The sequence below is a fragment of the Cupriavidus lacunae genome (genome assembly GCF_003353055.1).
GTDB lineage: Bacteria > Pseudomonadota > Gammaproteobacteria > Burkholderiales > Burkholderiaceae > Cupriavidus > Cupriavidus lacunae.
The window spans coordinates 125,048-151,003 of sequence record NZ_QKWJ01000011.1 but is presented as its reverse complement, the minus strand read 5'-3'; the positions used below and the strand labels follow the sequence as shown (position 1 = coordinate 151,003).

Annotated in this window: 22 protein-coding genes and 2 pseudogenes; 15 read left to right on the top strand and 9 right to left on the bottom strand. The window is 64.1% G+C overall.

Annotated elements, in window-relative coordinates:
* Positions 1–868: 868 nt before the first annotated feature.
* Both pobA and DN412_RS12305 read left to right on the top strand, forming a co-directional pair.
* Positions 869–2,038: a 4-hydroxybenzoate 3-monooxygenase gene (gene pobA / locus DN412_RS12310; protein WP_115015678.1), complete on the top strand. Its 1,170-nt coding sequence runs from the start codon at positions 869–871 to the stop codon at positions 2,036–2,038.
* 276 nt (positions 2,039–2,314) lie between these two features.
* Positions 2,315–2,689, top strand: a pseudogene (locus DN412_RS12305) (transposase); the annotation flags it as partial.
* 280 nt (positions 2,690–2,969) lie between these two features.
* On the opposite strand, the gene DN412_RS12300 reads toward DN412_RS12305, so the two are convergent.
* Positions 2,970–3,485, bottom strand: a complete 516-nt coding sequence (locus DN412_RS12300; protein ID WP_115015676.1) for a MarR family winged helix-turn-helix transcriptional regulator — start codon at positions 3,483–3,485, stop codon at positions 2,970–2,972.
* Between the two features lie 130 nt (positions 3,486–3,615).
* Here DN412_RS12300 and badH point away from each other — a divergent pair, with 130 nt between their 5' ends.
* From badH to DN412_RS12255, 9 genes are all read left to right on the top strand, one after another.
* Positions 3,616–4,383: a 2-hydroxycyclohexanecarboxyl-CoA dehydrogenase gene (gene badH, locus DN412_RS12295; protein ID WP_115015673.1), complete on the top strand. Its 768-nt coding sequence runs from the start codon at positions 3,616–3,618 to the stop codon at positions 4,381–4,383.
* 27 nt (positions 4,384–4,410) lie between these two features.
* Complete coding sequence (gene badI / locus DN412_RS12290) at positions 4,411–5,193, top strand: 2-ketocyclohexanecarboxyl-CoA hydrolase (RefSeq protein WP_115015669.1); 783 nt, start codon at positions 4,411–4,413, stop codon at positions 5,191–5,193.
* Between the two features lie 94 nt (positions 5,194–5,287).
* Positions 5,288–6,439 (top strand): cyclohexanecarboxyl-CoA dehydrogenase, encoded by a 1,152-nt coding sequence (gene aliB / locus DN412_RS12285; protein ID WP_115015665.1) that lies wholly within the window; start codon positions 5,288–5,290, stop codon positions 6,437–6,439.
* Between the two features lie 34 nt (positions 6,440–6,473).
* Positions 6,474–8,117: a cyclohexanecarboxylate-CoA ligase gene (aliA, locus tag DN412_RS12280; protein ID WP_115015661.1), complete on the top strand. Its 1,644-nt coding sequence runs from the start codon at positions 6,474–6,476 to the stop codon at positions 8,115–8,117.
* A gap of 13 nt (positions 8,118–8,130) precedes the next feature.
* Positions 8,131–8,907, top strand: coding sequence for an enoyl-CoA hydratase (locus tag DN412_RS12275; RefSeq protein WP_115015657.1), 777 nt, complete (start codon positions 8,131–8,133; stop codon positions 8,905–8,907).
* A gap of 31 nt (positions 8,908–8,938) precedes the next feature.
* Positions 8,939–10,099, top strand: a complete 1,161-nt coding sequence (locus DN412_RS12270) for an acyl-CoA dehydrogenase family protein (protein ID WP_115015653.1) — start codon at positions 8,939–8,941, stop codon at positions 10,097–10,099.
* A gap of 100 nt (positions 10,100–10,199) precedes the next feature.
* The gene (locus DN412_RS12265; RefSeq protein ID WP_115015650.1) at positions 10,200–11,390 is read left to right on the top strand and encodes an acyl-CoA dehydrogenase; all 1,191 of its coding nucleotides are present in this window, start codon (positions 10,200–10,202) and stop codon (positions 11,388–11,390) included.
* A gap of 55 nt (positions 11,391–11,445) precedes the next feature.
* Positions 11,446–12,207 carry an electron transfer flavoprotein subunit beta/FixA family protein gene (locus DN412_RS12260; protein ID WP_115015647.1) on the top strand — a complete coding sequence of 254 codons (762 nt, stop codon included), beginning with the start codon at positions 11,446–11,448 and terminating at the stop codon, positions 12,205–12,207.
* Positions 12,208–12,225: 18 nt separating this feature from the next.
* Positions 12,226–13,158 (top strand): electron transfer flavoprotein subunit alpha/FixB family protein, encoded by a 933-nt coding sequence (locus tag DN412_RS12255; RefSeq protein WP_115015642.1) that lies wholly within the window; start codon positions 12,226–12,228, stop codon positions 13,156–13,158.
* Positions 13,159–14,140: 982 nt separating this feature from the next.
* Here the strand turns inward: DN412_RS12255 and DN412_RS12250 are convergent.
* The 3 genes and pseudogenes from DN412_RS12250 to DN412_RS12240 all read right to left on the bottom strand — a co-directional run.
* A pseudogene (locus DN412_RS12250) lies at positions 14,141–14,952 on the bottom strand (IS5 family transposase); the annotation flags it as partial.
* A 227-nt stretch (positions 14,953–15,179) separates the two neighbouring features.
* Positions 15,180–15,512 (bottom strand): hypothetical protein, encoded by a 333-nt coding sequence (locus DN412_RS12245; protein WP_115015638.1) that lies wholly within the window; start codon positions 15,510–15,512, stop codon positions 15,180–15,182.
* A gap of 896 nt (positions 15,513–16,408) precedes the next feature.
* Entirely contained in the window at positions 16,409–16,873 is a 465-nt protein-coding gene (locus DN412_RS12240; RefSeq protein WP_115015634.1) for a hypothetical protein, read from the bottom strand.
* Positions 16,874–17,360: 487 nt separating this feature from the next.
* Here DN412_RS12240 and DN412_RS12235 point away from each other — a divergent pair, with 487 nt between their 5' ends.
* The 4 genes from DN412_RS12235 to DN412_RS12220 all read left to right on the top strand — a co-directional run bounded on the left by DN412_RS12235 (position 17,361) and on the right by DN412_RS12220 (position 21,069).
* The gene (locus tag DN412_RS12235) at positions 17,361–18,143 is read left to right on the top strand and encodes an SDR family NAD(P)-dependent oxidoreductase (RefSeq protein WP_115015631.1); all 783 of its coding nucleotides are present in this window, start codon (positions 17,361–17,363) and stop codon (positions 18,141–18,143) included.
* Positions 18,144–18,231: 88 nt separating this feature from the next.
* Positions 18,232–19,410 (top strand): acetyl-CoA C-acetyltransferase, encoded by a 1,179-nt coding sequence (locus tag DN412_RS12230; protein ID WP_115015627.1) that lies wholly within the window; start codon positions 18,232–18,234, stop codon positions 19,408–19,410.
* Positions 19,411–19,486: 76 nt separating this feature from the next.
* Complete coding sequence (locus tag DN412_RS12225; RefSeq protein WP_115015623.1) at positions 19,487–19,903, top strand: Zn-ribbon domain-containing OB-fold protein; 417 nt, start codon at positions 19,487–19,489, stop codon at positions 19,901–19,903.
* Positions 19,903–21,069, top strand: coding sequence for a thiolase C-terminal domain-containing protein (locus DN412_RS12220; RefSeq protein WP_115015620.1), 1,167 nt, complete (start codon positions 19,903–19,905; stop codon positions 21,067–21,069). The genes DN412_RS12225 and DN412_RS12220 overlap by 1 nt, the downstream gene beginning before the upstream one ends.
* 45 nt (positions 21,070–21,114) lie before the next feature.
* Here DN412_RS12220 and DN412_RS12215 read toward each other — a convergent pair whose 3' ends face one another.
* The 5 genes from DN412_RS12215 to DN412_RS12195 all read right to left on the bottom strand — a co-directional run bounded on the left by DN412_RS12215 (position 21,115) and on the right by DN412_RS12195 (position 25,934).
* On the bottom strand, positions 21,115–22,257 hold the full coding sequence (locus DN412_RS12215) for an acyl-CoA dehydrogenase family protein (protein WP_115015617.1): 1,143 nt from the start codon (positions 22,255–22,257) through the stop codon (positions 21,115–21,117).
* 40 nt (positions 22,258–22,297) lie between these two features.
* Positions 22,298–23,521 (bottom strand): acyl-CoA dehydrogenase family protein, encoded by a 1,224-nt coding sequence (locus DN412_RS12210; protein WP_115015614.1) that lies wholly within the window; start codon positions 23,519–23,521, stop codon positions 22,298–22,300.
* A 78-nt stretch (positions 23,522–23,599) separates the two neighbouring features.
* On the bottom strand, positions 23,600–24,439 hold the full coding sequence (locus tag DN412_RS12205; RefSeq protein ID WP_115015611.1) for an SDR family NAD(P)-dependent oxidoreductase: 840 nt from the start codon (positions 24,437–24,439) through the stop codon (positions 23,600–23,602).
* Between the two features lie 71 nt (positions 24,440–24,510).
* The gene (locus DN412_RS12200) at positions 24,511–24,894 is read right to left on the bottom strand and encodes an EthD domain-containing protein (RefSeq protein ID WP_115015608.1); all 384 of its coding nucleotides are present in this window, start codon (positions 24,892–24,894) and stop codon (positions 24,511–24,513) included.
* The gene (locus DN412_RS12195) at positions 24,891–25,934 is read right to left on the bottom strand and encodes an NADP-dependent oxidoreductase (protein WP_115015604.1); all 1,044 of its coding nucleotides are present in this window, start codon (positions 25,932–25,934) and stop codon (positions 24,891–24,893) included. The genes DN412_RS12200 and DN412_RS12195 overlap by 4 nt, the downstream gene beginning before the upstream one ends.
* Positions 25,935–25,956 lie beyond the last annotated feature (22 nt).

Genomic DNA, 25,956 nt, shown 5'->3' with positions numbered 1-25,956 from the left:
AATGAGTTGCATACCGTCGCCCGCAACAAGCTCAAAAGCGCTCAACACCGGCCTTCGATCATCGCCGCGTGCTGGGTTCAGGCAACGTTGTGGTGATGTCATGATTTACGGAAAGATCAATAGCACGTCGTTGGGTTTGAGTCGGTCGAGCACCTTAGCGAACTGTGGGCGCGGTAACGCTGCGGCTAATGCTCTCTGTCACGATGCGACGGCGGTTGACGGCAAAGCCGACCACTTCAATCTCTCGTGCAAGTTGCCATCGGCAACAGCCCTTCCCCTCCGGCGCGAACCACGCCTGCCGCAAGGTAGGCGATACCGCGGTGGTTTCACCGTTGACGTCTTCAAATCATGACGCTGTAGTCGGCATGGTTGCGAAAGTCATCAGTCAATTTCCACGTATCGACAGCTGAGTGAATAATGCAGGCATCACACGGGACGCCAGGTTGCAAAAGACATCGTCCAGCAATTCGACGACGTTATTGATGTCAACCTTCGGGGCGTCTTCAACTTGCATCGTCTGTGATTGACCGCATGGTCGAGCAACGTGCCGGCGTGATTCGGGACGCAAAGTCAGCAGAGCTTCACCACCACCGGCGTGGATGTACAGAATTTGCAGGAAACGCTCATGCCGATGAAGCTCGATCTCCCATCCATGGAGCCTGCTGCGTTCCGCGATGGATTCGAAATGTAGTTGATCCGACAGAGGTTCGGAGGGCGCCGTACAGTGAGTAGGTCGAGATTGGCTTCACGGCAATTATTTATCTGAAGTGTTCGGATTGTCCTGCTCTTCGTTCGGTCTGTCCATTCCGGCAAGTGCGGGCGGGCGGTTATCGTTTCTCCATCAAGGCAAAGTACACGGAGACAAGCCATGCGCACTCAGGTCGCCATCATCGGCGCCGGCCCCGCCGGCCTTCTGCTCGGCCAGTTGCTCAGCCGGGCGGGTATCGACAACGTTATCGTAGAACAACGCAGCCCGGAGTACGTGCTGGGCCGCATCCGCGCCGGCATCCTCGAAAGCGTGACCGTGGACGCGCTGGAGCGCGCGGGTGTGGCGGCGCGTTTGCATGACGAAGGCCTGCCACATGAGGGCATCGAATTGTCGTTCAATGGGCAGCGTCACCGCATCGACGTACATGCACTGACCGGAAGGCGCGTGACGGTGTACGGCCAGACCGAAGTCACTCGCGATCTGATGGCAGCCCGCCAGGCCGGCGGCATTCCGACAATCTACGGAGCCGAAGATGTCAGCCTGCATGACTTCGATGGCACGCGACCTCTGGTGCGTTACCGCAAGGACGGCATCACGCATGAAATCCAATGCGACTACATCGCGGGCTGCGATGGCTTCCACGGCGTGAGCCGGCAGAGCGCGCCTGCGGGATCGACGAAATTGTTTGAGCGCGTCTATCCGTTCGGCTGGCTGGGCATCCTGTCCGACACGCCGCCGGTGTCCGAAGAATTGATCTATGCCGGCCACGAGCGCGGCTTTGCGCTGTGCAGCATGCGCTCGCGCACGCGTAGCCGCTATTACGTGCAAGTGCCATCCAGCGAGCGCGTGGAAGACTGGTCAGACGAGCGCTTCTGGGATGAATTGCGAAGCCGGCTGGACACGCAGGCTGCGGAGTCGCTAGTGACAGGACCGTCGATTGAGAAGAGCATTGCGCCGCTGCGCAGCTTTGTCTGCGAGCCGATGCGCTTTGGCAGCCTGTTCCTGGCAGGGGATGCCGCGCATATCGTGCCGCCCACCGGTGCCAAGGGTCTGAACCTCGCGGCGAGCGATGTGCTGTATCTTGCCGATGCGCTGATTGAGCGCTATCAGAAGAACGACCCTCGTGAGCTCGACAGCTATTCGGAGAAGTGCCTGCGCCGCATCTGGAAGGCGGAGCGCTTCTCGTGGTGGATGACCTCGCTGCTGCATCGGTTCCCGGATGCCGACGCGTTCTCGGTGCGGATCCAGCAGGCGGAGCTTGGCTATCTCGTGGGTTCGGAAGCCGCCTGTCGCGCGTTGGCCGAAAACTACGTGGGCTTGCCTTACTAAGCCTAAGCGCGCGCTTGAGCGCGGTATCCTGGGCACGTCAAGCGGCGCTCGAATCGAGCCCTGCATGATTGTCTGAGGGCAGGGCGGGCGAGCAACCTCTGAGCAACGGGACTTGGCAAAGTCAGACAAGCTATGCAGGGAGATCAGAACTTATGCCTCACTCGCGCCATCCATCACCCCATCCGCGTCTCGCGCCCATACGCAATCCCGCTATTCACAGACCTCGCAATCGCTGTTCACCGCAATTCACCGGCCCTGCAGGTGGGTGTAGTGAGGTCCACCCGGCGCGTGTTCGGATGGCTTGTCGGATGGAGGAAGCTCGCCGTTGAGGACCCCGGGAGTGCGGACCACGAGCGCTTCGTGCAGGCGCTGTGCAGGATCGAACCCGTGGTGGGCGAGGTTCGCAGCCTCGCGCGGGAATTTCTCGGGCTCATGCACCGGCGAAGTGCGAGGCAGTTCGATCGATGGTTGAAGCGTCTGTCGCGCTGCGACGCTGCGGAAATGCGTAGGTTCGCGCAAAGCCTGCGCGCCGACTTACCGGCTGTGCGGGCGGCCTTCAGGCTGCCATGGAGCAATGGCCAGACCGAGGGTCACGTCAACCGGCTCAAGTTCCTCAAGTGCCAGATGTATGGCGCGCGAACGGGTATTGAAGCCAAACTGAACGACCGGCCTGCCTTGTCCTGCTGGACACGCTGGTCCGATCGCCATCTCAGGGGGTGCGGCCGGCTGGCCGGCTCGCCCACGTTCGTCAATAAGAAGAATGGCGGTGGTGGACGGTGGAGACGACGGTCGTTCCACGCTACAACATCCTCCACGCCAGCGCGCCCTTCACAAAGTGCGGAAGACCCAACTTTCCTTTGTTCATGTTGGGACTGGCACAAACGGGGAGCGCTCGCGTAGCGCACTGACAGCGAAACCCGCGGGGCATCCACTATGCCACTGCAGTGTCATCGTCTTCCGCGCCTACCCACTCGGCGTCAAGTCTTCGCATGTTCTCCAGAATCTTGAGCAGGTAATGCAGCGCATGCGTCACGTCGTCGGTTGAGAAATCCGCCAGGAGTCGCTGGTAATACATACGGATCTTGGGTTGCGCCTCGACATGCCACACATGGTGGCCCGACTCGGTCATCGTCACGATACGCGAGCGGCGGTCCTGTGCGTCCTGCGCGATCGACACGTGCCCATCGCGCTCCATGCGGCTGATCAGCCCGGACAAATTCTGTCGGGTCACCATCAGGTAGCGAGCGAGATCACCGATGTTCATGCCGCCCTGTGCCTGCCTTCGCGACAGAGCGCCCAGAACCGCCCATTGCTGGGTGGTGAGCCCTTCCTCTTCCACGGCCCGGCTTCCCGTTTTGTGCAACATATTTGCGCATTGGTAGAGGCGAAAGAACAGCCTGTTGGCAAGCTCGATCCTTGGCGAAGTCTCAACAGCAGGGTTTTCCATAATCCATCTCCAAAATTTGGGCTTGCCAACGGCAACGCTTGCACCTAGTATAGGTCAATATATTTACTTATGTTGTGAGCACTGAAGTGCACATTGACACGCAGAGCCATGACAAACAACTGGAGGCATCATGCAACGATTCGAAGGCAAGACAGTAGTGGTCACTGGCGGCGGCGGCGGTATCGGCGGGGCAACGTGCCGCCGCTTCGGCCGGGAAGGCGCGCGCGTCGCGGTATTTGACCTGAACCTCGATGCGGCTGAAAAGGTGGCCGCCTCCATCCGGGCCGACGGCGGGGTCGCCGAGGCCATCCCTTGCGACATCACGGACCGCGCCAGCGTGGAGGCCGCCGTTTCGGCAACCGAGTCGAAACTGGGCCCGATCGACGTGCTGGTCAACAACGCGGGCTGGGATGTCTTCAAGCCCTTCACCAAGACGGAGCCGGCGCAGTGGGACAAGCTCATTGCCATCAACCTGACCGGTGCCCTGCACATGCACCACGCGGTCCTGCCCGGCATGGCGGCGCGCAAGACGGGGCGCATCGTCAATATCGCGTCCGACGCGGCGCGGGTTGGCTCCTCCGGGGAGGCCGTCTACGCAGCGTGCAAGGGCGGGCTGGTTTCCTTCTCCAAGACCATCGCGCGCGAGCACGCGCGGCACGGCATCACCGTGAACGTGGTGTGCCCCGGCCCGACCGACACTGCGCTGTTCGCTGAATACAAGGAAGGCGCCGGCAACCCGGAAAAGCTGATGGAGGCATTCACGCGTTCCATCCCGCTGGGCCGCATCGGCCAGCCGGACGACCTGCCCGGCGCCGTGCTGTTCTTCGCCAGCGACGACGCCGCCTTTGTGACCGGCCAGGTCCTGAGCGTCTCAGGCGGCCTGACGATGAACGGCTGATACCACCCAACACCAGAGGAGCATGCAATGAATTTCGAAGACATCCTGTACGAGAACCGCAACGGCGTGGCCTGGATCACCATCAACCGGCCGGACAAGATGAACTCGTTTCGCGGCCAGACCTGCGACGAACTGATCAAGGCCCTGAACAAGGCTGGCTACGATAAAAGCGTCGGGGCCATCGTGCTGGCCGGCGCCGGCGACCGCGCCTTCTGCACCGGCGGCGACCAGTCTGCGCACGACGGCAACTACGATGGCCGCGGCACCATCGGCTTGCCGATGGAAGAACTGCACGACGCCATCCGCAACGTGCCCAAGCCCGTCATCGCGCGCGTACAGGGCTTTGCCATTGGCGGCGGCAACGTGCTGTGCACGATCTGCGACCTGACCATCTGCTCGGAGAAGGCGATCTTCGGCCAAGTGGGCCCGAAGATGGGCTCGGTGGATCCCGGCTATGGCACCGCCTTTCTGGCGCGCGTCGTCGGCGAAAAGAAGGCCCGTGAGATCTGGTACATGTGCCGCCGCTATTCGGGACAGGAAGCCGTGGCAATGGGGCTGGCCAACGCGTGCGTGCCGCACGACCAGCTCGACGCCGAAGTGCAGAAGTGGGGTGAGGAGCTTTGCGAACGCAGCCCGACCGCCCTCGCCATCGCCAAGCGTAGCTTCAACATGGACACGGCACACCAGAGCGGCATTGCGGGCATGGGCATGTACGCGCTGAAGCTGTACTACGACACCGAAGAGTCCCGCGAAGGCGTGGCAGCGCTCAAGGAAAAGCGCAAGCCCGAGTTCCGGAAGTACGCGAAGTAACAGCGGACACCGGTCGATCCCACACCTCCCCTTATGCCAGAGGGCCACGCAGCGAACGTGCGCCCTCGGGCTCGCTCATCCAGGAGACAAGCACATGAACCCGTATCTCAATGAAGACCTCGTGACGCTCGGCGACCACGCCAGGCGCTTCGCCACCGATCGCATCGCGCCGGGCTACCAGGAGCGTGACCAGACTCGCGTGCTCGATCGCACCTTGATGCGCGAAATGGGCGAAATGGGCTTCATCGCCCCCGAGCTGCCGGAGCAGTATGGCGGCCAGGGCCTGGGTTGCCTTGCCGCGGGCGTGATCCATGAGGAGGTGGCACGGGCCGACCTGAGTCTTTCCTATATTAACCTGCTGGCCTCCCTGAACGGCCAGATCCTTTCGCACCACGGCAAGCCCGAAGTGGTGGAGCCCTGGCTCACGCGCCTCACCCGCGGCGAAGCGCTGTTCGCGATCGCGCTGACCGAGCCGCGCGGCGGCTCGGATGCTGCCAACCTGCGCCTGCGCGTCGAGCGGGTCGGCGACGAGTACGTGATCAATGGCGAGAAGACCTCGATCTCGGCGGCCGACCAGGCCGACGCCGCAGTGGTCTTCGGCCGCACCGGCACGCCCGAATCGGCGGCGCACGGCGTCACAGCGCTGCTCGTCCCGATGAACCTCCCCGGGATCACCACCAACCGTTTCGACTGCCACGGACAACGCGCGATCGGCCGCGGGTCGATCTTCTTCGAGAACGTGCGTGTTCCGGTGGATCACAGGCTCGGCGACGAGAACAAGGGTTTTGTCCAGGTGATGCAAGGCTTTGACTTCTCGCGCGCGCTGATCGGGCTGCAAGTCCTGGCCGTCGCGCGCGTGGCGCTCGAAGAGACCTGGGCCTATGTCGCCGAGCGGCAGGCGTTTGGCAAACCGCTGTCCGCGTTCCAAGGGGTGTCGCACCCGCTGGCCGATTTCGATACCCAGGTCGAGGCAGCGCGCCTGCTGTGCCTGCAGGCACTGTGGCTGAAGGACAACGGCGCGCCGCACAGCGCCGAGGCGGCCATGTGCAAGTGGTGGGCGCCGAAGCTCGCGTACGACGTCGTGCACCAATGCCTGCTTATGCACGGGCATGGCGGCTATGACCGCGGGCTGATGGAGCAGCGCCTGCGCGATGTGCTGGGCTTCCAGATCGGTGACGGCACCGCCCAGATCATGAAGACCATCATCGCCCGCACGCGTGCCGGCCGCAACGCAGTACCCGTCTGACCCGCACGCTTCCCATTACGACAAAGGAGACGCCATGGAATTCGACGCCGTGCTGCTGCCACCGCGCCGCGCAGAGAGCATCGCCAAGGGCTACTGGCATGAACGCACGATCAACGACGACCTGGACGCTTGCGTGGCGGCCTGTCCGGACAAGCTCGCCCTGACTGCGCTGCGGTTGGAAACCGGCGAAGTGCGGCGCTTCACCTATCGTGAACTGGCGGTGCTGGCCGACCGGATCGCCGTGGGGCTGGCGCGCCTGGGTGTCGGGCGCAACGACGTGGTGGCAATGCAGTTGCCAAACTGGTGGCAGTTCAGCCTGCTGTACCTGGCCTGTTCGCGCATCGGGGCGGTGCTCAATCCGCTCATGCATATCTTCCGCGAGCGCGAGCTGTCGTTCATGCTCAGGCACAGCGAGGCCAAGGTCCTGATCGTGCCGAAATCGTTCCGGGGCTTCGATCATGAGACCATGGCCCGTACGCTGCAAGCGGACTTGCCCTCTCTGCAGCGCATTGTCGTCGTCGACGGCGTGGGCCCCGATGCCTTCGACGCCCTGCTCACGACGCCGGAATGGGAGAACGATCCCGACACCACCGCCATCCTGACCCGCGACCGGCCAGGTCCCGACGACATCACGCAACTGATCTACACCTCGGGCACCACCGGCGAGCCCAAGGGGGTGATGCACTCGTCCAACACCCTGATGGCCAACATCGTCGCCTACGCACAGCGCCTGCACCTGGGCCAGAACGACGTGATCCTGATGGCCTCGCCGATGGCGCACCAGACCGGCTTCATGTACGGCCTGATGATGCCGGTCATGCTTCGTGCCGGTGTGGTCCTGCAGGACATCTGGGAACCGAAGAAGGCCATTGACGTCATTCGTGCCGAGGGTGTCTCCTTCACCATGGCCTCGACGCCATTCCTGACGGACCTCACGAAGCATGTCGAGGCAAGCGGCAGCGCCGTGCCGAGCCTGCGGACTTTCCTGTGCGCCGGCGCCCCCATCCCCGGCCCGCTCGTCGAACAGGCACGCCGGGTGCTAGGCAGCAAGATCGTGTCGGCCTGGGGCATGACGGAGAACGGCGCCGTCACGCTGATCCAGTTCGACGACGATGACCGGCTTGCCTTCACCACCGACGGCTGCCCGTTGCCTGGTGTGGAGCTAAAAATCATTGAAGCTGACGGCGAGCCGGCGCCTGCGGGGCAAGTGGGACGGCTGGTCGTGCGCTCGTGCTCCAACTTCGGCGGCTACCTGAAGCGGCCGCAGTGGAATGGCACGGATGCCGAGGGATGGTTCGACACCGGCGACCTGGCCAGCATGGATGCCAACGGCTATATCCGCATCAGTGGGCGCAACAAGGACGTCATCATCCGTGGTGGCGAGAACATCCCCGTCTTCGAAATCGAGGCGTTGCTCTATAAGCACCCCGCGGTGGCACAGGTCGCCATCGTCGCCTACGCGGACACGCGCCTGGGTGAGCGTGCGTGCGCGGTAGTCGTGCCCAAGCCAGGTCATGGCCTCAATTTCGCCGAGATGGTCGATTTCCTCAAGGCGCAAAAAGTCGCAGTGCAGTACATCCCCGAACGGCTGGTCGTGCGCGATGCCATGCCCGCCACGCCGTCCGGGAAGATCCAGAAGTTCCGGCTGCGCGAAATGTTGCAAGACGGCACCCTTTGAAAGGCCCCCTGACATGGAAGAGCAAGTTTTACTGGTCGAACGCACCGGCCGCGTCGGCATCATCACGCTAAACCGGCCCAGGCAGCTCAACGCCCTTAACGATGCCGTGATGGACCGGTTGGGCGAGGCGCTGCTGGACCTCGACGCCGACGATGGCATTGGTGCGATCGTCATTACCGGCGGAGCCAAGGCCTTCGCCGCGGGTGCGGACATCGCCGCGATGGCGGACTGGTCCTATATGGACGTCTACCGCAGCGACTTCATCACACGCAACTGGGAAACCATTCGCCGCGTGCGCAAGCCTGTCATCGCCGCGGTCGCGGGCTTCGCCATGGGCGGCGGCTGCGAGCTGGCGCTATCGTGCGACATCGTCATCGCCGCCGAAAGCGCCCGGTTTGCGCTGCCAGAGATCAGGCTGGCCATGCTGCCCGGCGCCGGCGGCACGCAGCGGCTGCCGCGCGCGATCGGCAAGGCCAAGGCGATGGACATGTGCCTGTCGGCGCGCCAGCTCGATGCCGTCGAGGCAGACCGTTATGGCCTGGTGTCACGCGTCGTCGCGGACGCGCGGCTGATGGAGGAAACGCTTGCCCTGGCCAACTCGATCGCCAGTTACTCGCTGCCCGCGCTGATGGCAATCAAGGAGTCGGTCAACCGGGCCTACGAATCCTCGCTGGGCGAGGGCATCTTGTTTGAGCGGCGTCATTTGCACGCGCGATTTGCGAGCGAGGACGCGCACGAAGGCATGAATGCCTTCCTCGAAAAGCGCAAGCCCGTGTTTGGTCACCGCTGATTTCAGACGACGAGAGTTAGAGGGTATCCCCATGGCCATTGATAGCGAATCCTTTGAGCTCTTGCTCGCTTCCGTGCAGCGCTTCGTCCGCGAGCGGCTAATTCCCGCCGAAGATGTGGTGGAGCGGACTGATGACGTGCCCGACGACATCGTCGAGGACATGAAGGCGATGGGCCTGTTCGGGCTGTCGATTCCGGAGGAATACGGCGGCATTGGACTGTCCATGAGCCAGGAATGCCGTGTCGCCTATGAGATCGGGCATACGGCGCTGGCCTTCAGGTCGGTCTTCGGCACCAACGTCGGGATCGGGTCCCAGGGCATCCTGATGGACGGCACGGAGCAACAGAAGCGCGCCATTCTGCCGCGTGTCGCCACCGGCGAGCTGATCATGTCCTTCGCCCTGACGGAGCCGGACGCCGGATCCGACTCGGCCGCGATCAAAACCCGTGGCGAGCGCGACGGCGATGATTACATCCTGAATGGCAGCAAGCGCTTCATCACCAACGCACCCCGTGCCGGCGCGTTCACGTTGATGGCGCGCACCGACGGCCCGGGTGCTGGCGGCATCTCGTCATTCATCGTGCCGGCCGACTTGCCCGGCTTGAGCCTGGGCAAGCCTGACAAGAAAATGGGACAGCGCGGCACCAAGACCTGCGACGTCATCCTCGAGAATGTCCGGGTGCCGGCTACCAGCATCATCGGCGGCAAGCCGGGACAGGGCTTCAAGACGGCCATGAAGGTACTGGACCGCGGACGCCTCCATATTTCGGCCGTGGCCTGCGGCATGGCCCAGCGCATCCTGGACGAAGCGGTTCGCTATGCGCGCGAGCGCAAGCAGTTCGGCAAGCGCATCGGCGACTTTCAGTTGGTCCAGGCTATGCTTGCCGACAGTCAGGCTGAGCTCTATGCCGGCTGGAGCATGGTTCAGGATTGTGCCCTGCACTATGACGCAAAGCCCGCGGGGCAAAGCGATCCGGACGTGAGCATGCGTGCATCGTGCTGCAAGCTCTTCTGCACGGAAATGGTTGGCCGGGTCGCGGATCGCGGCGTGCAGGTGCACGGGGGCTCCGGCTACATCAACGAATTTCCGGTCGAGCGCTTCTATCGGGATGTCCGGTTGCTGCGCCTGTATGAGGGCACCACGCAGATCCAGCAACTGATCATCGGCCGCGCGCTGATGGATCGAGACTGAGCCAGCCAGAGCACGGAAACCCACGGCTTCCGGGTGCAGGTCGACCCACGCGAGTCCATGGAATTCGACCGGCCCACAACACCTCAACCAGGAGACTCCAATGCATGCCAACGCCACGCGCCAGGCCTTCCGCTGGGATGACCCGCTATTGCTGGACACGCAGCTCGATACCGATGAGCGCGCTGTTCGTGACGCGGCTCACGCGTATTGCCAGGAGCAGCTACTGCCGCGCGTCCAGGACGCATTCCGCCATGAGAAGACCGATGCCGCCATATTCCGCGAAATGGGCGCGCTGGGCCTGCTGGGCCCGACGATCCCCGAGGCCTATGGGGGTACGGGCCTGAACTATGTCAGCTACGGCTTGATCGCCCGCGAAGTCGAACGCGTGGATTCCGGCTACCGCTCGATGATGAGCGTGCAATCTTCGCTGGTCATGGTGCCGATCCATGCATTTGGCAATGAAGCCACCAGGCAGAAGTACCTGCCGAGGCTTGCCTCCGGCGAGTGGATCGGCTGCTTTGGGCTGACCGAGCCCAATCACGGTTCCGACCCCGGCAGCATGGTGACGCGCGCGCGCAAGGTGCCCGGAGGCTACAGCCTGACTGGCGCCAAGATGTGGATCACCAACAGCCCGATTGCGGACGTGTTCGTCGTCTGGGCCAAGGATGACGCCGGCGCGATCCGCGGTTTCGTCCTGGAGAAGGGGGCAAAGGGCCTGTCGGCGCCTGCGATCCACGGCAAGGTAGGCCTGCGCGCGAGCATCACCGGGGAGATCGTGATGGACGAAGTCTTCTGTCCCGACGAAAACGCCTTTCCGGAAGTGCGTGGCCTCAAGGGGCCGTTCACCTGCCTCAACAGTGCCCGCTATGGCATTGCGTGGGGCGCGCTTGGCGCCGCAGAGGATTGCTATCAGCGCGCGCGCCAGTACGTGCTTGACCGGCAGCAGTTCGGCCGGCCGCTCGCCGCCAATCAACTGATTCAGAAGAAGCTGGCAGACATGCTGACCGAGATCTCCCTGGGATTGCAAGGCTGTCTGCGGCTGGGCCGGATGAAAGACGATGGTACGGCGGCAGTCGAGATCACCAGCATCATGAAGCGCAACAGTTGCGGCAAGGCACTGGAGATCGCCCGTACCGCGCGCGACATGATGGGGGGCAACGGTATCAGCGATGAGTTCGGCGTGGCGCGGCATCTGGTCAACCTGGAGGTCGTCAATACCTATGAGGGTACGCACGATATTCATGCACTGATACTTGGACGTGCCATTACCGGCATCGCCGCATTCAGCTAAGCAGACATTGGGGGCGCTGCAGCTGCCCCCCGGGGCACCTGACAGGAGAGCAAGAATGAAAGTACTCGTCGCAGTTAAGCGGGTGGTGGATTACAACGTGAAGGTGCGGGTGAAGGCCGACGGCACCGGCGTGGATCTGGCCAACGTCAAGATGAGCATGAACCCGTTCGACGAAATCGCCGTCGAAGAAGCCGTCCGCCTGAAGGAAGCGGGTGTCGTGACCGAGGTCATCGCCGTGTCGTGCGGCGTGGCGCAGTGCCAGGAAACCCTGCGCACGGCCATGGCCATCGGTGCCGACCGCGGCATCCTGGTGGAGTCGAACGAAGACCTGCAGCCGCTGGCCGTGGCCAAGCTGCTCAAGGCGCTGATCGACAAGGAGCAGCCGCAACTGGTGATCCTGGGCAAGCAGGCCATCGACGACGACTCGAACCAGACCGGCCAGATGGTGGCCGCGCTGGCCGGCCTGCCGCAGGCGACCTTCGCCTCGAAGGTGGTCGTGGCCGACGAGGGTGGACAAAAGCGGGCGTCGGTGACCCGTGAAGTGGACGGCGGCCTGGAAACCCTGTCGCTGAAGCTGCCGGCCGTGGTGACGACCGACCTGCGCCTGAACGAGCCGCGCTACGTCACGCTGCCGAACATCATGAAGGCCAAGAAGAAGCAGCTCGATACCGTCAAGCCGGAAGACCTCGGCGTGGACGTCAAGCCGCGCCTGTCGACCGTGAGGGTGGTCGAGCCTGCCAAGCGCAGCGCAGGTGTGATGGTGCCGGACGTCGCGACGCTGGTGCAGAAGCTGAAGAACGAAGCCAAGGTTATCTGAGCGCGGGGGAGATAGAACATGACTGCACTCGTCATTGCTGAACACGACAATCAATCGATCAAGGCCGCCACGCTGAACACCGTGACGGCAGCTGCCCAATGCGGCGGCGATGTCCACGTGCTGGTGGCTGGCGCCAACGCCGCCGCCGCTGCCGCCGCCGCCGCGAAGATCGCTGGCGTGTCGAAGGTGCTGCTGGCTGACGCCGCCTACTTCGGCGACGGCCTGGCCGAGAACATTGCCGAGCAGGCGCTGGCCATTGCCAACGACTACAGCTACATCCTGGCCCCGGCCACCCCGTACGGCAAGAACATCCTGCCGCGCGTGGCCGCCAAGCTGGACGTGGCGCAGATCTCGGAAATCTCCAAGGTCGACGCCCCGGACACCTTCGAGCGTCCGATCTACGCCGGCAACGCCATCGCGACCGTCAAGTCCTCGGACAAGGTCAAGGTCATCACCGTGCGCGGCACCGCGTTTGACGCCGCCGCCGCCGAAGGTGGTTCGGCCGCCGTGGAAAACCTGCCGGCCGTGGCCGACGCAGGCGTGTCGCAGTTCGTTTCGCGCGAAGTGGCCAAGAACGACCGTCCGGAACTGACCGCCGCCAAGGTCATCGTCTCGGGTGGCCGTGGCGTGGGCTCGGGCGAGAACTACACCAAGGTGCTGACCCCGCTGGCCGACAAGCTGGGCGCCGCGCTGGGCGCCTCGCGCGCCGCCGTGGACGCCGGCTTCGTGCCGAACGACTACCAGGTCGGCCAGACCGGCAAGATCGTCGCGCCGCAGCTATACATCGCCGTCGGTATCTCGGGCGCGATCCAGCACCTGGCCGGCATGAAGGACTCCAAGGTGATCGTCGCGATCAACAAGGACGCCGAAGCCCCGATCTTCTCGGTGGCCGACTACGGCCTGGTGGGTGACCTGAAGACTGTGGTGCCGGAGTTGGTTGCGCTGCTATGAAACAACGCCAATCAGCACGTTGTATCAGAGCCCTTCGGCATGGTTAAGTAAGAGACCATTCTTACCCGCTGTGCGACACGTGTCGCCGTCCGCCGCGCGTCAAGCGGCATGAAGTAGGGATGGCAAAGCTCATTCTTGCCTTGTCACATTCGACAAGAATCTGAGTATTTGAAGTTGAAGCTGTGACCTGCTGTGCGACCAGCAGTTGCCTACCTGGACATGCGCGATGGGTAACCGTCGGGTGTGAAGCTCCGGGGACAATGTACTTCTCAACAGACGGACCATCCTGGCGACAAGATCGGCCGACACTGCCAGCAGCCGCGCGGTGTGAAGGCTAGGCAAGTTCCGTACGCACAACGTAAGTGAACTGTCGTTGGAATCCTCGTTAGTCTCGAAGAGCCAAAGCTGCTGACAGGCTCTGACCAAAACGGTAAATGGCCGGTTGCTTCCCTTTGAAATGGAGGCACGTCGTCAAGGCGCCATCGGGGAATAGACAGGTGCTAACCGGATAGGCTCGTCGTAATGACGGGTCGGCAAGAGTGGGAACGTGGTAAGCCCGATCCTTCGCCGTGACTTCAGTGTATCGGGGCAACGGCAGGTGACTCGCGAGAGGAGCTGTTGGGGGAGCGGGTATGAGAACGCGGAGAAAGCGAATGGTGAGCCGTAATGGCTCATATAGGGGTTCAAGATTTGCCCTGACCTGAAAAGGTGCAGACTTCCGCGAAGTGCGGCTGTCGCAGACCAGTATTTGAGGTTCGATGTAGGGAAGCTTGGAAGAGGCTGCCTTGTTGCGGTTCAGCGCCCTAATCTCATCCGTGAGAGGAACCAACGATATGACGAATGCGAAGGACTTGTGCAGGATGGCAAGACCGGTATCGCGTGCAACGGTACTTCACGCTGTGCTTGAGCCGTATGCGGTGAAAATCGCACGTACGGTTCTTTGGGGAGGGGGCGGCGGCGACGCTGCTCTCTTACCCGCTAAAGACTGCTCCGTACGCCTGAAAATGTTCCAGCAGACGAGGGAGCAACCGAATTTGAGGAATGCTTCGTGAATGTCGGCCCGACGCTCAAAGCGAATGCGAAGGCGACGAAAGTTGTGGAGCCATGCATGAGTGCGCTCGACCACCCAGCGAAATTTGCCGAGACCACTGCCGTGCTCGGTGCGGCGCTTTGCAATCACCGGCTAGATGCCGCGTTTGCGAAGTTTCTGGCGATGCGGTTCGGAGTCGTAGCCGCGGTCGGCGTAGATGACTTTGGGCTTCTGAAGCGGTCGGCCACGTACGCCGCGAATCGGCGGAATGGCATCGACGAGCGGCAGCAATTGGGTGACGTCGTTGCGGTTTGCGCCGGTCAGGATTGCGCTGATGGGGACGCCATTTGCATCGACGAGGATGTGATGCTTCGAACCGGGTCGCGAGCGATCCGTGGGGTTCGGGCCAGTTTTTCGCCCGCCCCAACGGCTCGCACCGAGGACGAATCGACGGCTGCTCGTGAAAAATCGAGTTGGCCGGTCTCGCGTAACTTCGCGAGCAGCAGCTTGTGCAGTCGGTCCCACACGCCGGCTTTCTGCCAGTCGCGCAAGCGCCGCCAGCAGGTCGGGCCCGAACCAAATCCCAACTTGGTCGACAGGTCGCACCAGCGTATCCCGGTCTTGAACACGAACAGGATGCCGTTCAGTGCAGCCCGGTCCGAAACCGGGCGGCGGCCTGGATATTTCTTGCGTCGCGGCTTCGGAGGCGGCAGCAAAGGTTCGATCAAAGCCCACAGCTCGTCATCAATGATCGGCGCACCCATCCCTTGGTTCCAGTTGTTCAGATGGCCAAGGTTAACAGCTTGCCGAAAGGGTTAACAGCCCCCCTCGGGGTCTTTAGACCCGTGTCGCACTTGAAATGGTCTCTAAGCCAAAAGGACCATCGATTTCGGCCGCGTCCACGGCATCCTGCTCGAGTTTTCATCAGGTTGTGCACTGGGAAGCCTGTCTCGCGCTCTTGGATGGGTCTCGTGTGAGGGTACTGCCAAGGTCAACCTTTGCTGCCGGCTTGCCCGCGTTCGTCGATGTGGATCGAAGCGATGTCGAGGTGGTGCATGAGTTCGCGCACCAACAGCAGCGCGGCGATGAAGGACGGGTCGTCAGGCAGTGTCTCGAACGATGGCGGACGGCCCAGTGCCACCGCTGATTGGGGCGCGAAAACCTGTTCGACCGCATCGCGTCCGATGGACGTCGCGGCTGCACTAACCCCGGCTGCTCGGGCGATGGCATGCACGTTGGGGTCGTCGCTGGCGATGGCGATGCGGTGCACGCTCGCAGGCACCTTAGCCAGTTCATCCTCGATTGCCGCGATCGCGTTTTCCATCGCCAGCGCCTGCGATGCGCCGGGGTGGTCGAGCGAGTGCTTTTGCCATCCGCGGCGAGTGGTCCTGCCCCGGCAACGCATGCACAGAGTACGACGGCGTGCCTCTGCTCCAGCCCATCGCTGGCCCTAAAGCACCGATGGAACGGGCGCCGTTCAGCGTCCCGGATGGCGCGCATCGATGGGGGCAATCGCGGCTTGTCATCGCGACGGAATGAGGACGCTCGTAGCACTGCATCGGCGTTGATGCAGTCGCGTGAGGCCGTGGTGTCGGCCTGACCACGCTTCGCATGACCATCAATGCAGCGCAAACCGGTAGTTCCGCACGGCGGGTTCTGCGAGGGTTGCGCCTTGCAAGCGCATGGAATTCAGTCGCCTGAGATGGCGACCGCGGCAAAGCTTAGCCAGCAGCCGCGTACTGAGTCTTGCGTGGTGTCCGGTAACGTGAAGTGTAGTAAAGATGGGTCTTCCGCACTTTGTGTGACGGCCGCGTCGAGGGCTTGATCTCGGGCCGATCTGGCCCCACGTTGATCGTTGCCATGAGCCAAGTTCTCGGCGGGATCGATCGTATTCTCACCCGTGTGGGTAAGCGCGTCGTCTCCAGCGACGCGCGAGGGGAGACCATCACTGTCGAAGCCCGCAGTACGGTTCGCGAGGCTTACTACACTCCACCGAAGCCGAACCCCAAGGTTCTTAACACTCCCTATCGCCTGGCTAGCGCCAACTTGACAGTGTCGGCCGATTCGACGATTGCCGGAGCCGAGCAAGTCGGCCGGCAAGTCAAGCGACACGGATTGGATTCGCTAGTGGCGCCTCGGGGCGGTCGTTCGACGCGATCACATTGGAACTATGCCACAAATGCCACAACATGACGCGGCCCAAGCGTCGCCACGCTTGCGTCAGCTTGCCCGGATACTTCCACAGAAAATATCGAAATTGCCATCCGCTGGGCTAGTCCGCACCACGACCGTATATCCGCCTCCCCTGAGCTCACTCAATATGGCTGGGGCTCTTCTCGATAGTGTTAACACGCCACCATTACCAGGCAGGTTGTCTGGCAGCACAGTGCGATTCAGATCGTACGCGGGTTTCGTGTCGTGGCTCGCGCAGGTGCCGCGGTAGATAAACGCGTACAGATGGGGAGGGGCATTCACCTCGCCGGGCACACCGCCAACAAGAAGGGTGATTGCCGTCTGGTCGCCCTGCGCTGCCAGCGTGGCCTGCGCGGTATGTCCGGCATTGCGCGTCGTGGCAGTGAGGGGGACGACAGTCACGGAGTTGTTCTGGGCGATGGCGTCTGTTGCCGCGAGCCCCGCGGGGAAAGCCGAAAGCGCCACTATTACTGACCAAAGGGTATTTTTCATCACGTTTCTCCAACATTGGTCCCCGGTCCTATTCCGACCCAATATAGGCCACCCTGCGGCGCTTGCATCTTGCGGCGCAAAAGGCGCTAGCGACTGACCGCTTCCGCCAGATTGCGTTGAAAAATTCGGTTATCACGTTTCTCAGGAGATTTCAGGGGTACCCAAACCTCCAACCGAGTAACGATCGTCCGATACCGGCTGATCTGAGAGGTCATTTTTTCGAAATCTCGGCCCGTTTTCAGTGGGCGATGGGTTCTTCAACACACTGGGCGATCGCAGGGCCCACGTTGTTCGGTGCCCAATTTATCGTCACTTCCGACGATGTTGCATGATCGCGGACGTCTCTAGACTTTCCTGCAAGCTGCGCTGTCCGCCCGTCCCCGGCCTTCTCCGCGCCACGACGTATCCGCCCCGCACCGGGCTGCCGTCCACGAGCGGCCGGACCGTGCCGGCAACTTTCCCAAACCACCAAGCAGGGACCCGACAAATGAGACTCGACTCAAACGTATCCGCTGTCATCACCGGCGGCGCCTCCGGCCTGGGCGCGGCGACCGCGCGCCGCCTGGCTGCCCGGGGCGTGAAGGTAGCGCTGTTCGATCTGAACGAAGCGCAGGGGGAAGCGCTCGCCAAGGAACTCGGCGGCGTCTTCTGCCGGGTGGACGTGACCTCCGAAGATGACGTGGTCGCAGGCTTCGCCAAGGCGCGGGCTGCCATCGGACAGGAGCGCATTCTTGTGAACTGCGCCGGCACCGGCAACGCCATCAAGACCGCGAGCCGCGAGAAGGAGACGGGTGAACCCAAACACTTCCCGCTGCACGCCTTCGACCGGATCATCCAGATCAACCTCGTCGGCAGCTTCCGCTGCCTCGCCTTGTCGGCGGCCGGCATGCTGTCGCTCGATCCGCTGGAGGACGGCGAGCGCGGAATCATCATCAACACGTCGTCGGTGGCGGCGCAGGATGGCCAGATCGGCCAGGCCGCCTATTCGGCTTCCAAGGCCGGCGTCGTGGGCATGACGCTGCCGATTGCGCGCGACCTGATGGGCGAAGGCATCCGCGTCAACACTATCATGCCGGGCATCTTCGAGACCCCGCTCATGGCCGGCGCGCAGGAGCATGTCCGCGCGGCGCTGGCGGCGTCCGTGCCGTTCCCGAAGCGCCTCGGTAATCCCGACGAGTTTGCCGCCGTGGCCGAAATGATGGTGACGACCACCTACTTCAACGGCGAAAGCATCCGCCTGGACGGCGCGATCCGCATGGCGCCGCGCTGATGGCCTACGGCCTCAGGTAGTGCGGGCATGGCACATCTTTCGTGCCATGCCCTCCAAAGAACGCAGGTCTCCTCAAGGAAACATCGACATGGCAGAAGCATTTATCGTCGCCGCCGCACGTACCGCCGGCGGGCGCAGGAATGGACGACTGTCGGGCTGGCATCCCGCCGACCTGGCAGGCCAGGTCCTCAACGCACTGCTGGATCGCGCCGACGCCGATCCGATGCTGGTCGAGGACGTGATCCTCGGCTGCGTCGGCCAGGCCGGCGAGCAGAGCAACAATATCGCGCGCAACGCGGTGCTGGCCTCGCGCCTGCCGGAATCGGTGCCCGCGACGTCGGTGGATCGCCAGTGCGGTTCGTCGCAGCAGGCCATCCACTTTGCGGCGCAGGCCGTGATGTCGGGCACGATGGACGTGGTCATCGCGGCAGGCGTAGAAAGCATGTCGAGAGTTCCAATGGGGTTGCCTAGCTCGCTCCCGTTCAAGCACGGCTTCGGCACCTATGTCAGCCCCGCCGTGCAGGCCCGCTATCCGGGCGTGGAATTCAGCCAGTTCACCGGCGCGGAGATGATCGCGCACAAGTACGGCCTGTCCCGCGAGATGCTTGACGCCTACGCCTTCGAAAGCCATCAGCGCGCGATTGCCGCAACGAAGGCAGGGCTGTTCGACAGCGAGATCGTGCCCGTCGACGTGCGCACGGCCGAGGGTGGCGCCAACGGCGAGATGCACCGCGTGGACGAAGGCATCCGCTTCGACGCCACGCTCGAAGGCATCGCCAGCGTCAAGCCGATCCAGGAAGGCGGTTGCGTGACCGCCGCATCCGCGAGCCAGATCTGCGACGGCGCGACCGGCATTCTGGTCGTGAACGAGCGTGGCCTGAAGACGCTCGGCGTCAAGCCGCTTGCCCGCATCCACCATCTGTCGGTGATCGGCCACGATCCGGTCATCATGCTCGAAGCGCCCATCCCCGCCACGCAGCACGCGCTGAAGAAGGCAGGGCTGTCGATCGACGACATTGACCTCTTTGAAGTGAACGAGGCCTTCGCGCCGGTGCCGCTGGCCTGGCTCAAGGAGACCGGCGCGGACCCGGCGCGCCTCAACGTCAACGGCGGCGCCATTGCGCTGGGGCATCCGCTGGGCGCCTCGGGCACCAAGCTGATGACTACCCTCGTGCACGCCCTGCACCAGCGCGGCAAGCGCTACGGGCTGCAGACCATGTGCGAAGGCGGTGGCATGGCAAACGTCACCATCGTCGAACGCCTCTGACCCTCGTCGCCATCGCCGCAGCGGGCACGCGGCGAGGGCGACGGACGACTGACATCAATTTTCGTGGAGGGCTGGAATGAAAGGATTGGGAGCGGACGCCGAGTACTGGAACGCGCTCGCGGAAGGCAGTCTGAAAATGCAGCAATGCAGCGGCTGCGGCGCGTGGCACTGGCCGGCGGTCTGGCGTTGCGGCGAGTGTGGGTCATGGGAGCAGGGCTGGCACGAAGTGGCGCCACGCGGCCGCATCTTCACGTGGACCCGCACCTGGCACGACTTCGGCTGGCAGGCGAAGGGCTTGCCGTATGTGAGCGTGATCGTCGAACTCGACGGTGCGGGAGGCAAACGATTGAATGGCGTGATGGCAGATGCCGGCTTGCCGGTCCGGATCGGGCAGCGCGTAACGGCCGAGCCCTGGCAGTTCGAATGGGAGGGTGAGGCCGTGCATGGTCTGAAGTGGACGCCCGTGGGCGACGAATCGGAACGGGAGGCGTGATGAATCCGAATGAATTCTGTGGGTCCGTCTCGGTGGCCGGGCTGGGCCTGCGGCAGTACAAGCGCGGAAGCGCACCGATGCCGGAGCAGGCCGTCCTGGTCAGGGCGATTGTCGACGCTTGCGAGGATGCCGGCTTCGATCCGGCGGACGTGGATGGGTTTGTCGCGTATGGCGACGACAACAACGAGCCTGTGCGGCTGATGTCGGACCTGGGCACGAGGGAGCTATGCTTCAACTCCCAGGTCTGGGGCGGCGGCGGCGGCGGCATCGCGGCGGCGTTCGGCATCGCGGCGGCGGCCATTGCGACGGGGCAGGCCTCGGCGGTGGTGGTGTTCCGCGCGCTGGTGCAGGACAACAGTGGACGCCTGTCGGCTGCGGTGATGCGTCACCACCTCAACGCGCATTGCATCAGCGCCGGGCTGATGGCGCCCGCGCAGCTTTGCGCGCTGCGGGCACAGCGGATGTTCGAGCACCACAAGGTGCCGAAGTCGGTGGCCGAGGAACTGGTCCGTGCCTCCTACTACCACGGCTCCCGCAATCCGGAGGCGATGGCCAGCGGCAAGGATCTCGACCTGGATGTGTATCGCCACGGCCGCTGGATTGCCGAGCCGTTCCGGCTGTTCGACTGCTCGCGCGAGAACGACGGCGCGGGTGCGTTGTTGCTTGTCTCGACCGAGCGCGCTCGGGATCTCCGCAAGAAGCCGGTGCGGCTGCTGGGCGTGGCCAATGGCACGGCGAAAGGGTGGGGCGACCTGCTCGACAATGACGACGACTACGCCTCCGCGGGCTTCAAGCCGGTTGCACGCAGGCTGTGGCAGCAGACGGGCTTGACGCCGGCGGACGTGGACGTGATCCAGCTCTACGAGAACTTCAGCGCGCAGGGTGTCATGTCGCTGATCGACCACGGCTTCTGCACGTACGAGAACGTCGCCGAAGAGATCCGGTTCGAGAACCTGATCGCACCGACCGGGAAACTGCCGGTCAATACCTCGGGCGGGAACTTTGCCCACGGCTTCGTGCATGGCATCGGCACGGCCATCGAGTCGGTGCGGGTACTGCGCGGCGAGTCGGCCAATCCGGTGCCGGATGCGAAGATCTGTCTGATGACAGGCGGGCCTGGAGCGCCGACAGTCAGTTCGGCAGTGTTCGGGGCTGACAATCTGTGATGCAAAAAGGGGGCGCCACGGCGCCCCCTCTCTTTTCCGGCTACATCAAGCCGCTTCGCGCTCGAATCCCGCAAAACGCCGGACATGGAAGTCCGCGCTGCCCAGCGTATTGCCAAGAACCGTGGCCCGCTTGAAGTAATGCGTGACGGGAAGCTCGTCGCTCATGCCCATGCCGCCGTGAAGCTGGATGGCGTTCTGGCCGACGAAGCGGCAGGCCTGATCGGTCGTGACCTTCGCGGCGGACGCCGCCCTTGCACGTTCGGCCGGTTCCGCATCCAGCTTCAACGTCGCGCCGTAGACCGACGACCGGGCCAGTTCAACCTGGATCATCATGTCCGCCATGCGGTGCTGCAGGACCTGGAAGGACGAGATCGGCTGGCCGAACTGCTCGCGCTGGCGGGTATAGGCGACGGTGTCCTCCAGCATCCTTTCCATTAGGCCGACCGCCTCCGCGCATTGCGCCGCCACGGCCTCGTCGGCGATGCGTTCGATGAGGTCAAAAGCCTGGCCCTCAGCGCCCAGCAGCGCATCGGCGGGAAGCATCACGCCGTCGAGAACCACGTCCGCCGCGCGCCGGCCGTCGATGGTGTGGTACTCGCGCAGCGTCACGCCAGGACGTTCGCGCTCGACGAGGAAGAGGGAAATGCCATAACGGTCTGACGCGGCGCCGCCGCTGCGGGCTGTGACGATCAGGCTGGACCCCCACTGCGCGCCGATGACGGCCACCTTGTGACCGTCGAGACACCATCCGTCGCCCTGCTTCCGTGCCTGCGTGCCGACCGTTGCAAGTCCGAAGCGTGCGCCAGGCTCGTTCCATCCCACCGCAACGGTGTCGTCTCCGGCGAGCACGGCGGCGAGCAGGTCGCGTGCGCGCTGGCCCACGGCGCGGCGCAGCAACCCGCCGGCCATCACCACCGATTCCGCGAACGGCTCCAGCGCGAGGGCCCGGCCCAGTTCCTCCATGACGATCATGTTCTCGACCGGGCCGCCGCCGCTGCCGCCCACGTCTTCCGGAAGGGCCGCGCCCAGGATGCCAAGCTCCTTCCCGAGCGCGCGCCAGATGTCGGGGCGCCAGCCCTTGTCCGATTGGCTGGCGTCCTTGCGCGAGGAAAAGGGATAGCGGTCGCGCAGGAACGCCCGCAGGCTGTTGCGCAGCAGTGTCTGTTCGTTGTTCAGCGAGAAGTGCATGGGTGTCTCGGATCTCGGTTGCGTGCGATGCCGGGCGTCATCAGAGGCCCAGCCCTGCCTTGGCGATGATGTTCCGCTGGATCTCGTTGGAGCCGGCGTAGATCGTCCCGGCCCGGTCGTTCAGGTAGTGCAGCGGGGCAATGGCGGCAAAGGCCGGGCCCACATGCGGCCCGGCGCCGAACGGCAATACCACCGGGCCGCCGGGCCGGGTGGCCTGGGGTTGATAGGCGATGCCGTAGTCGCCCGCAGCTTCGAGCGCCAGCTCGGTCACGTGCTGGCTCAGTTCGGTGCCGACGACTTTCATCACCGATGCCGCGAGGCCGGGCGAACCGCCGTTCGCCGCCTCCGACATGGCGCGGAATTCATACAACTCCAGCGCGTGCACGCGGATGCGCGCGGCGGCGAGCTTGTGGGCGAAGGCCGGGTCGTCGATGAGAGCGGAGGTGTCGTGGCCCGGGACCGTCGCGGCGAAGGCGGCGATCCGGTCCAGCCTGACCTGGAGATCGGGCGCGTAGGCGGTGCCGCCCCGCTCATGCTCCAGCAAGTATTTCGCAACGGCCCACCCATCGCCGATCTTCCCCACGGCATTGGCCTTGGGCACGCGCACGTTGTCGAAGAACACCTGGTTCTGGATGTGCTCGCCCGATGGCGCGACGATGGGCCACACGGTGATGCCCGGGCTCGCCATGTCGATCAGCAGGAACGTGATGCCGCGCTGCGGACGCTCGCACTTCTCAGTGCGGACGAGGCAGAACATCCAGTTCGCCACGTTGGCGTGGGTCGTCCAGATCTTGGAGCCGTTGCAGAGGAAGTCATCGCCGTCGTCCTCGGCGCGCATCTGGAGCGAGGCGAGGTCGGAGCCGGAGTTGGGCTCGGAGTAGCCCTGGCACCAGTAGTGCTCGCCGGTGAGCATCTTCGGCAGGAAAAACGCCTTCTGTGCGTCGGTGCCGTAGCGGATCAGCGCCGGGCCGCACATGTGGATGCCTAGCGGGGCCGGCGGTGCACCGGCTGTTAGGCGCTCGCGGGTGTAGTGGTAGCGCTGCGCGACGCTCCAGTCGCACCCGCCGTGCTCCACGGGCCAGGACGGGGCGCCCCAGCCCTTTTCAAACAGCTTGCGCTGCCAGGTGATCGAGGCGTGATGGTCAACATAGACGCTCGTCATGTGGCGGCCCGCGTCGCGCAGCTCGTCGGTCAGGTTTGCCTGGATGAACGCTCGGACTTCATCGCGAAAGGCAAGTTCGGCGTCGCTCCACCGAAGTTCCATGGTCAATCTCCTGTGAAGGCCGCTACAACCATAGCGGTCGTGAAATTTGCCGGGAACGGAACGATCGCTCCCGATGACTCAGTCCATGCGCATGCCGCCGTCGACGTTCATGGCCTGGCCGGTGATGTAGGACGCATCCGGGCTCAGCAGGAACGCGATCGCCGCTGCCTGCTCGTCGGGCATTCCCTGGCGCCGCATAGGGACGCCCCGCACGCTGCCGCTCTTGATCGTGTCGAATGCCTTGCCGGAGCGGGCAGCGGAGCGGCCGAAGGTGCCGTCCAGCATGTCGGTGTCGGTCAACCCGGGGCAGATGCAATTGACGCGGATGTCGTGCCGCGCCAGTTCCTGCGCCATCTGCTGCGTCAGGCCGATCACGCCGAACTTGGTGGTGCTGTAGGCGCCGTAGTTCGCCATGCCGATCCGTCCGGCCACGGAGGACAGGTTGACGATCGCGCCGCCCTCGCCCTGGCGGATCAGCACGCGCGCGACGGCCTGCGATACCAGGAACACACCGTCGAGATTGACGGCCATCGTGCGCTTCCACTCGGCCTCATCGAGGTCAACGATCGGCATGTCGCCCGCACCGCTGGGGACGCCGGCGTTGTTGACCACGCCGTCGATGCGGCCCATGCCTTCCACGGCCGCGTGGATCATGGATTCAACGTCGGCGCCGCGCGTCACGTCACATTCGATCGCCATGCTGCGGCGGCCCAGCCCTCTGATCTCCTCGGCGAGCGATTCGATCCCGCGCCATTGCGCCGCGCGCTCGTGTTCGGGAAAGCTCGCGGGATTGCGGCGCTGGGCAGTTACCACAACGTCCGCGCCGTCGCGCGCAAGACGCAGGGCGGTGGCGCGGCCGATGCCGCGCATGCGGCCGGCGCCGGTAATCACAAAGACTTTTCCAGCGGGTGTGTTCATGTCGGGTCGGGATTGGGCGGGGGTGGAATGTGCCGACACGGTCGGCACACAGGCAAACAGGCGCGCAACGCTCACCGCCGCGCGCGGAGGTCGATGAAATCCTTCAGCACTTCATGTTCCCGCGTGAAGAAGATCGGCGAGGCCGGCAGGTCGATGAAGCGGTGCTCGTCATCTAGCAGGATCTGGCTGGCGCGCCGACGCTCCTCTACGGGGCCGGCCGGCACTTCGGAGAACCAGAGTTCGGCCACGCCATCGAACGGCGGGTGGCCGCCACGGCTGCGCGAGAAGCTGGCGAAGGTGGCGTCGTCGAGGGTGTGGCACTGGACGTAGCGCTCGATGCCGAGTGTCGGCGCATGTTCCGCGACGAGCGGCGCATGCATGTCACGCCAGTAGGCCTGGAATTCCGCCCGGCTCAGGGACGGGAGCCGCCGGAGGCAGAAGACGATCTTGATCATGGTCGGGCCCTCCCGTCCGACTCCTGCGTGATGCCGACCAGCAGCTTGCCGTCATTCCTGCCGGAGAACAACATCTGCATCGCTTCCAGCGCGTTTTCGATGCCCGGCACGACGTGATCCCGCCATTGGATCTGACCGCCGGCCACCCAGGGCTCCAGCTCGGCCAACGCCTCTTTCGCCTTCGGGAGGTGATCCACGACGACGAATCCCTCGATGCGCAGCCGCCGCATCAGGATGCGCGAGAAGTCGGCCGGTCCCGGCACCGGGCCATCCTTTTCGTAGCTCGAAATCATGCCGCACAGGACCATGCGGCCAAAGGTGTTCATGCGCGTGTAGACGGCTTCCATGATCGCGCCGCCCACGTTCTCGAAGTCGAGGTCGATGCCGTCGGGGCAAAGGCGGTCGAGCGCTGCCCCGACATCTTCGCGCTTGTAGTCGATGGCGCCATCGAAGCCGAGTTCGCCGGTCAGCCAGTCGCATTTCTGCTTGCCGCCCGCGATGCCGATCACGCGTGCACCGCGCAGCTTCGCGATTTGGCCGGCAACGGAGCCGACCGCCCCGGCGGCGGCCGAGACCACGACCGTGTCGCCGGCCTTGACCTGTCCCACGCGCGTCATGCCGAACCAGGCGGTGAGGCCGGTGGCGCCCAGCACGCTCAGCGTGGCCGTCAGCGGCACACCCGGCAGGGGGCTGACGGGCCGCGCCATGCGCGCATCGGTGACGCTGAGTGTTTCCCAGCCGGCTAGGCCCAACTGCACGAGATCGCCGGCCTTGAAGCGCCCGGAGCGGGAGTCCGTGACCACGCCAACCGTCGTGCCGCGCATCGCGCTGCCCACTTCGATGGGCGGCAGATACTGCTCCCGGTCGCTCATCCAGATCCGCTGCGTGGGGTCGAGTGAGAGGTAGATGTTGCGGACCTCGATCTGCTCATTGGCCAACGGTGCCGGCCGGTACGCGACGAGTTCCAGGTCTTCCGGTTCGATGGCGCCCTTCGGACGGCGCTTCAGCTGCCAGCGCAGCGCGGGCTCTTGCACACTCATTGCTTCTCCTTGGCCGGCTATC

Excerpts from the sequence above, each read along its gene's own strand:
- pobA (WP_115015678.1), top strand. The coding sequence starts at position 869 with ATGCGCACTCAGGTCGCCATCATCGGCGCCGGCCCCGCCGGCCTTCTG.
- DN412_RS12300 (WP_115015676.1), bottom strand. The coding sequence starts at position 3,485 with ATGGAAAACCCTGCTGTTGAGACTTCGCCAAGGATCGAGCTTGCCAAC.
- badH (WP_115015673.1), top strand. The coding sequence starts at position 3,616 with ATGCAACGATTCGAAGGCAAGACAGTAGTGGTCACTGGCGGCGGCGGC.
- badI (WP_115015669.1), top strand. The coding sequence starts at position 4,411 with ATGAATTTCGAAGACATCCTGTACGAGAACCGCAACGGCGTGGCCTGG.
- aliB (WP_115015665.1), top strand. The coding sequence starts at position 5,288 with ATGAACCCGTATCTCAATGAAGACCTCGTGACGCTCGGCGACCACGCC.
- aliA (WP_115015661.1), top strand. The coding sequence starts at position 6,474 with ATGGAATTCGACGCCGTGCTGCTGCCACCGCGCCGCGCAGAGAGCATC.
- DN412_RS12275 (WP_115015657.1), top strand. The coding sequence starts at position 8,131 with ATGGAAGAGCAAGTTTTACTGGTCGAACGCACCGGCCGCGTCGGCATC.
- DN412_RS12270 (WP_115015653.1), top strand. The coding sequence starts at position 8,939 with ATGGCCATTGATAGCGAATCCTTTGAGCTCTTGCTCGCTTCCGTGCAG.
- DN412_RS12265 (WP_115015650.1), top strand. The coding sequence starts at position 10,200 with ATGCATGCCAACGCCACGCGCCAGGCCTTCCGCTGGGATGACCCGCTA.
- DN412_RS12260 (WP_115015647.1), top strand. The coding sequence starts at position 11,446 with ATGAAAGTACTCGTCGCAGTTAAGCGGGTGGTGGATTACAACGTGAAG.
- DN412_RS12255 (WP_115015642.1), top strand. The coding sequence starts at position 12,226 with ATGACTGCACTCGTCATTGCTGAACACGACAATCAATCGATCAAGGCC.
- DN412_RS12245 (WP_115015638.1), bottom strand. The coding sequence starts at position 15,512 with ATGGAAAACGCGATCGCGGCAATCGAGGATGAACTGGCTAAGGTGCCT.
- DN412_RS12240 (WP_115015634.1), bottom strand. The coding sequence starts at position 16,873 with ATGAAAAATACCCTTTGGTCAGTAATAGTGGCGCTTTCGGCTTTCCCC.
- DN412_RS12235 (WP_115015631.1), top strand. The coding sequence starts at position 17,361 with ATGAGACTCGACTCAAACGTATCCGCTGTCATCACCGGCGGCGCCTCC.
- DN412_RS12230 (WP_115015627.1), top strand. The coding sequence starts at position 18,232 with ATGGCAGAAGCATTTATCGTCGCCGCCGCACGTACCGCCGGCGGGCGC.
- DN412_RS12225 (WP_115015623.1), top strand. The coding sequence starts at position 19,487 with ATGAAAGGATTGGGAGCGGACGCCGAGTACTGGAACGCGCTCGCGGAA.
- DN412_RS12220 (WP_115015620.1), top strand. The coding sequence starts at position 19,903 with ATGAATCCGAATGAATTCTGTGGGTCCGTCTCGGTGGCCGGGCTGGGC.
- DN412_RS12215 (WP_115015617.1), bottom strand. The coding sequence starts at position 22,257 with ATGCACTTCTCGCTGAACAACGAACAGACACTGCTGCGCAACAGCCTG.
- DN412_RS12210 (WP_115015614.1), bottom strand. The coding sequence starts at position 23,521 with ATGGAACTTCGGTGGAGCGACGCCGAACTTGCCTTTCGCGATGAAGTC.
- DN412_RS12205 (WP_115015611.1), bottom strand. The coding sequence starts at position 24,439 with ATGAACACACCCGCTGGAAAAGTCTTTGTGATTACCGGCGCCGGCCGC.
- DN412_RS12200 (WP_115015608.1), bottom strand. The coding sequence starts at position 24,894 with ATGATCAAGATCGTCTTCTGCCTCCGGCGGCTCCCGTCCCTGAGCCGG.
- DN412_RS12195 (WP_115015604.1), bottom strand. The coding sequence starts at position 25,934 with ATGAGTGTGCAAGAGCCCGCGCTGCGCTGGCAGCTGAAGCGCCGTCCG.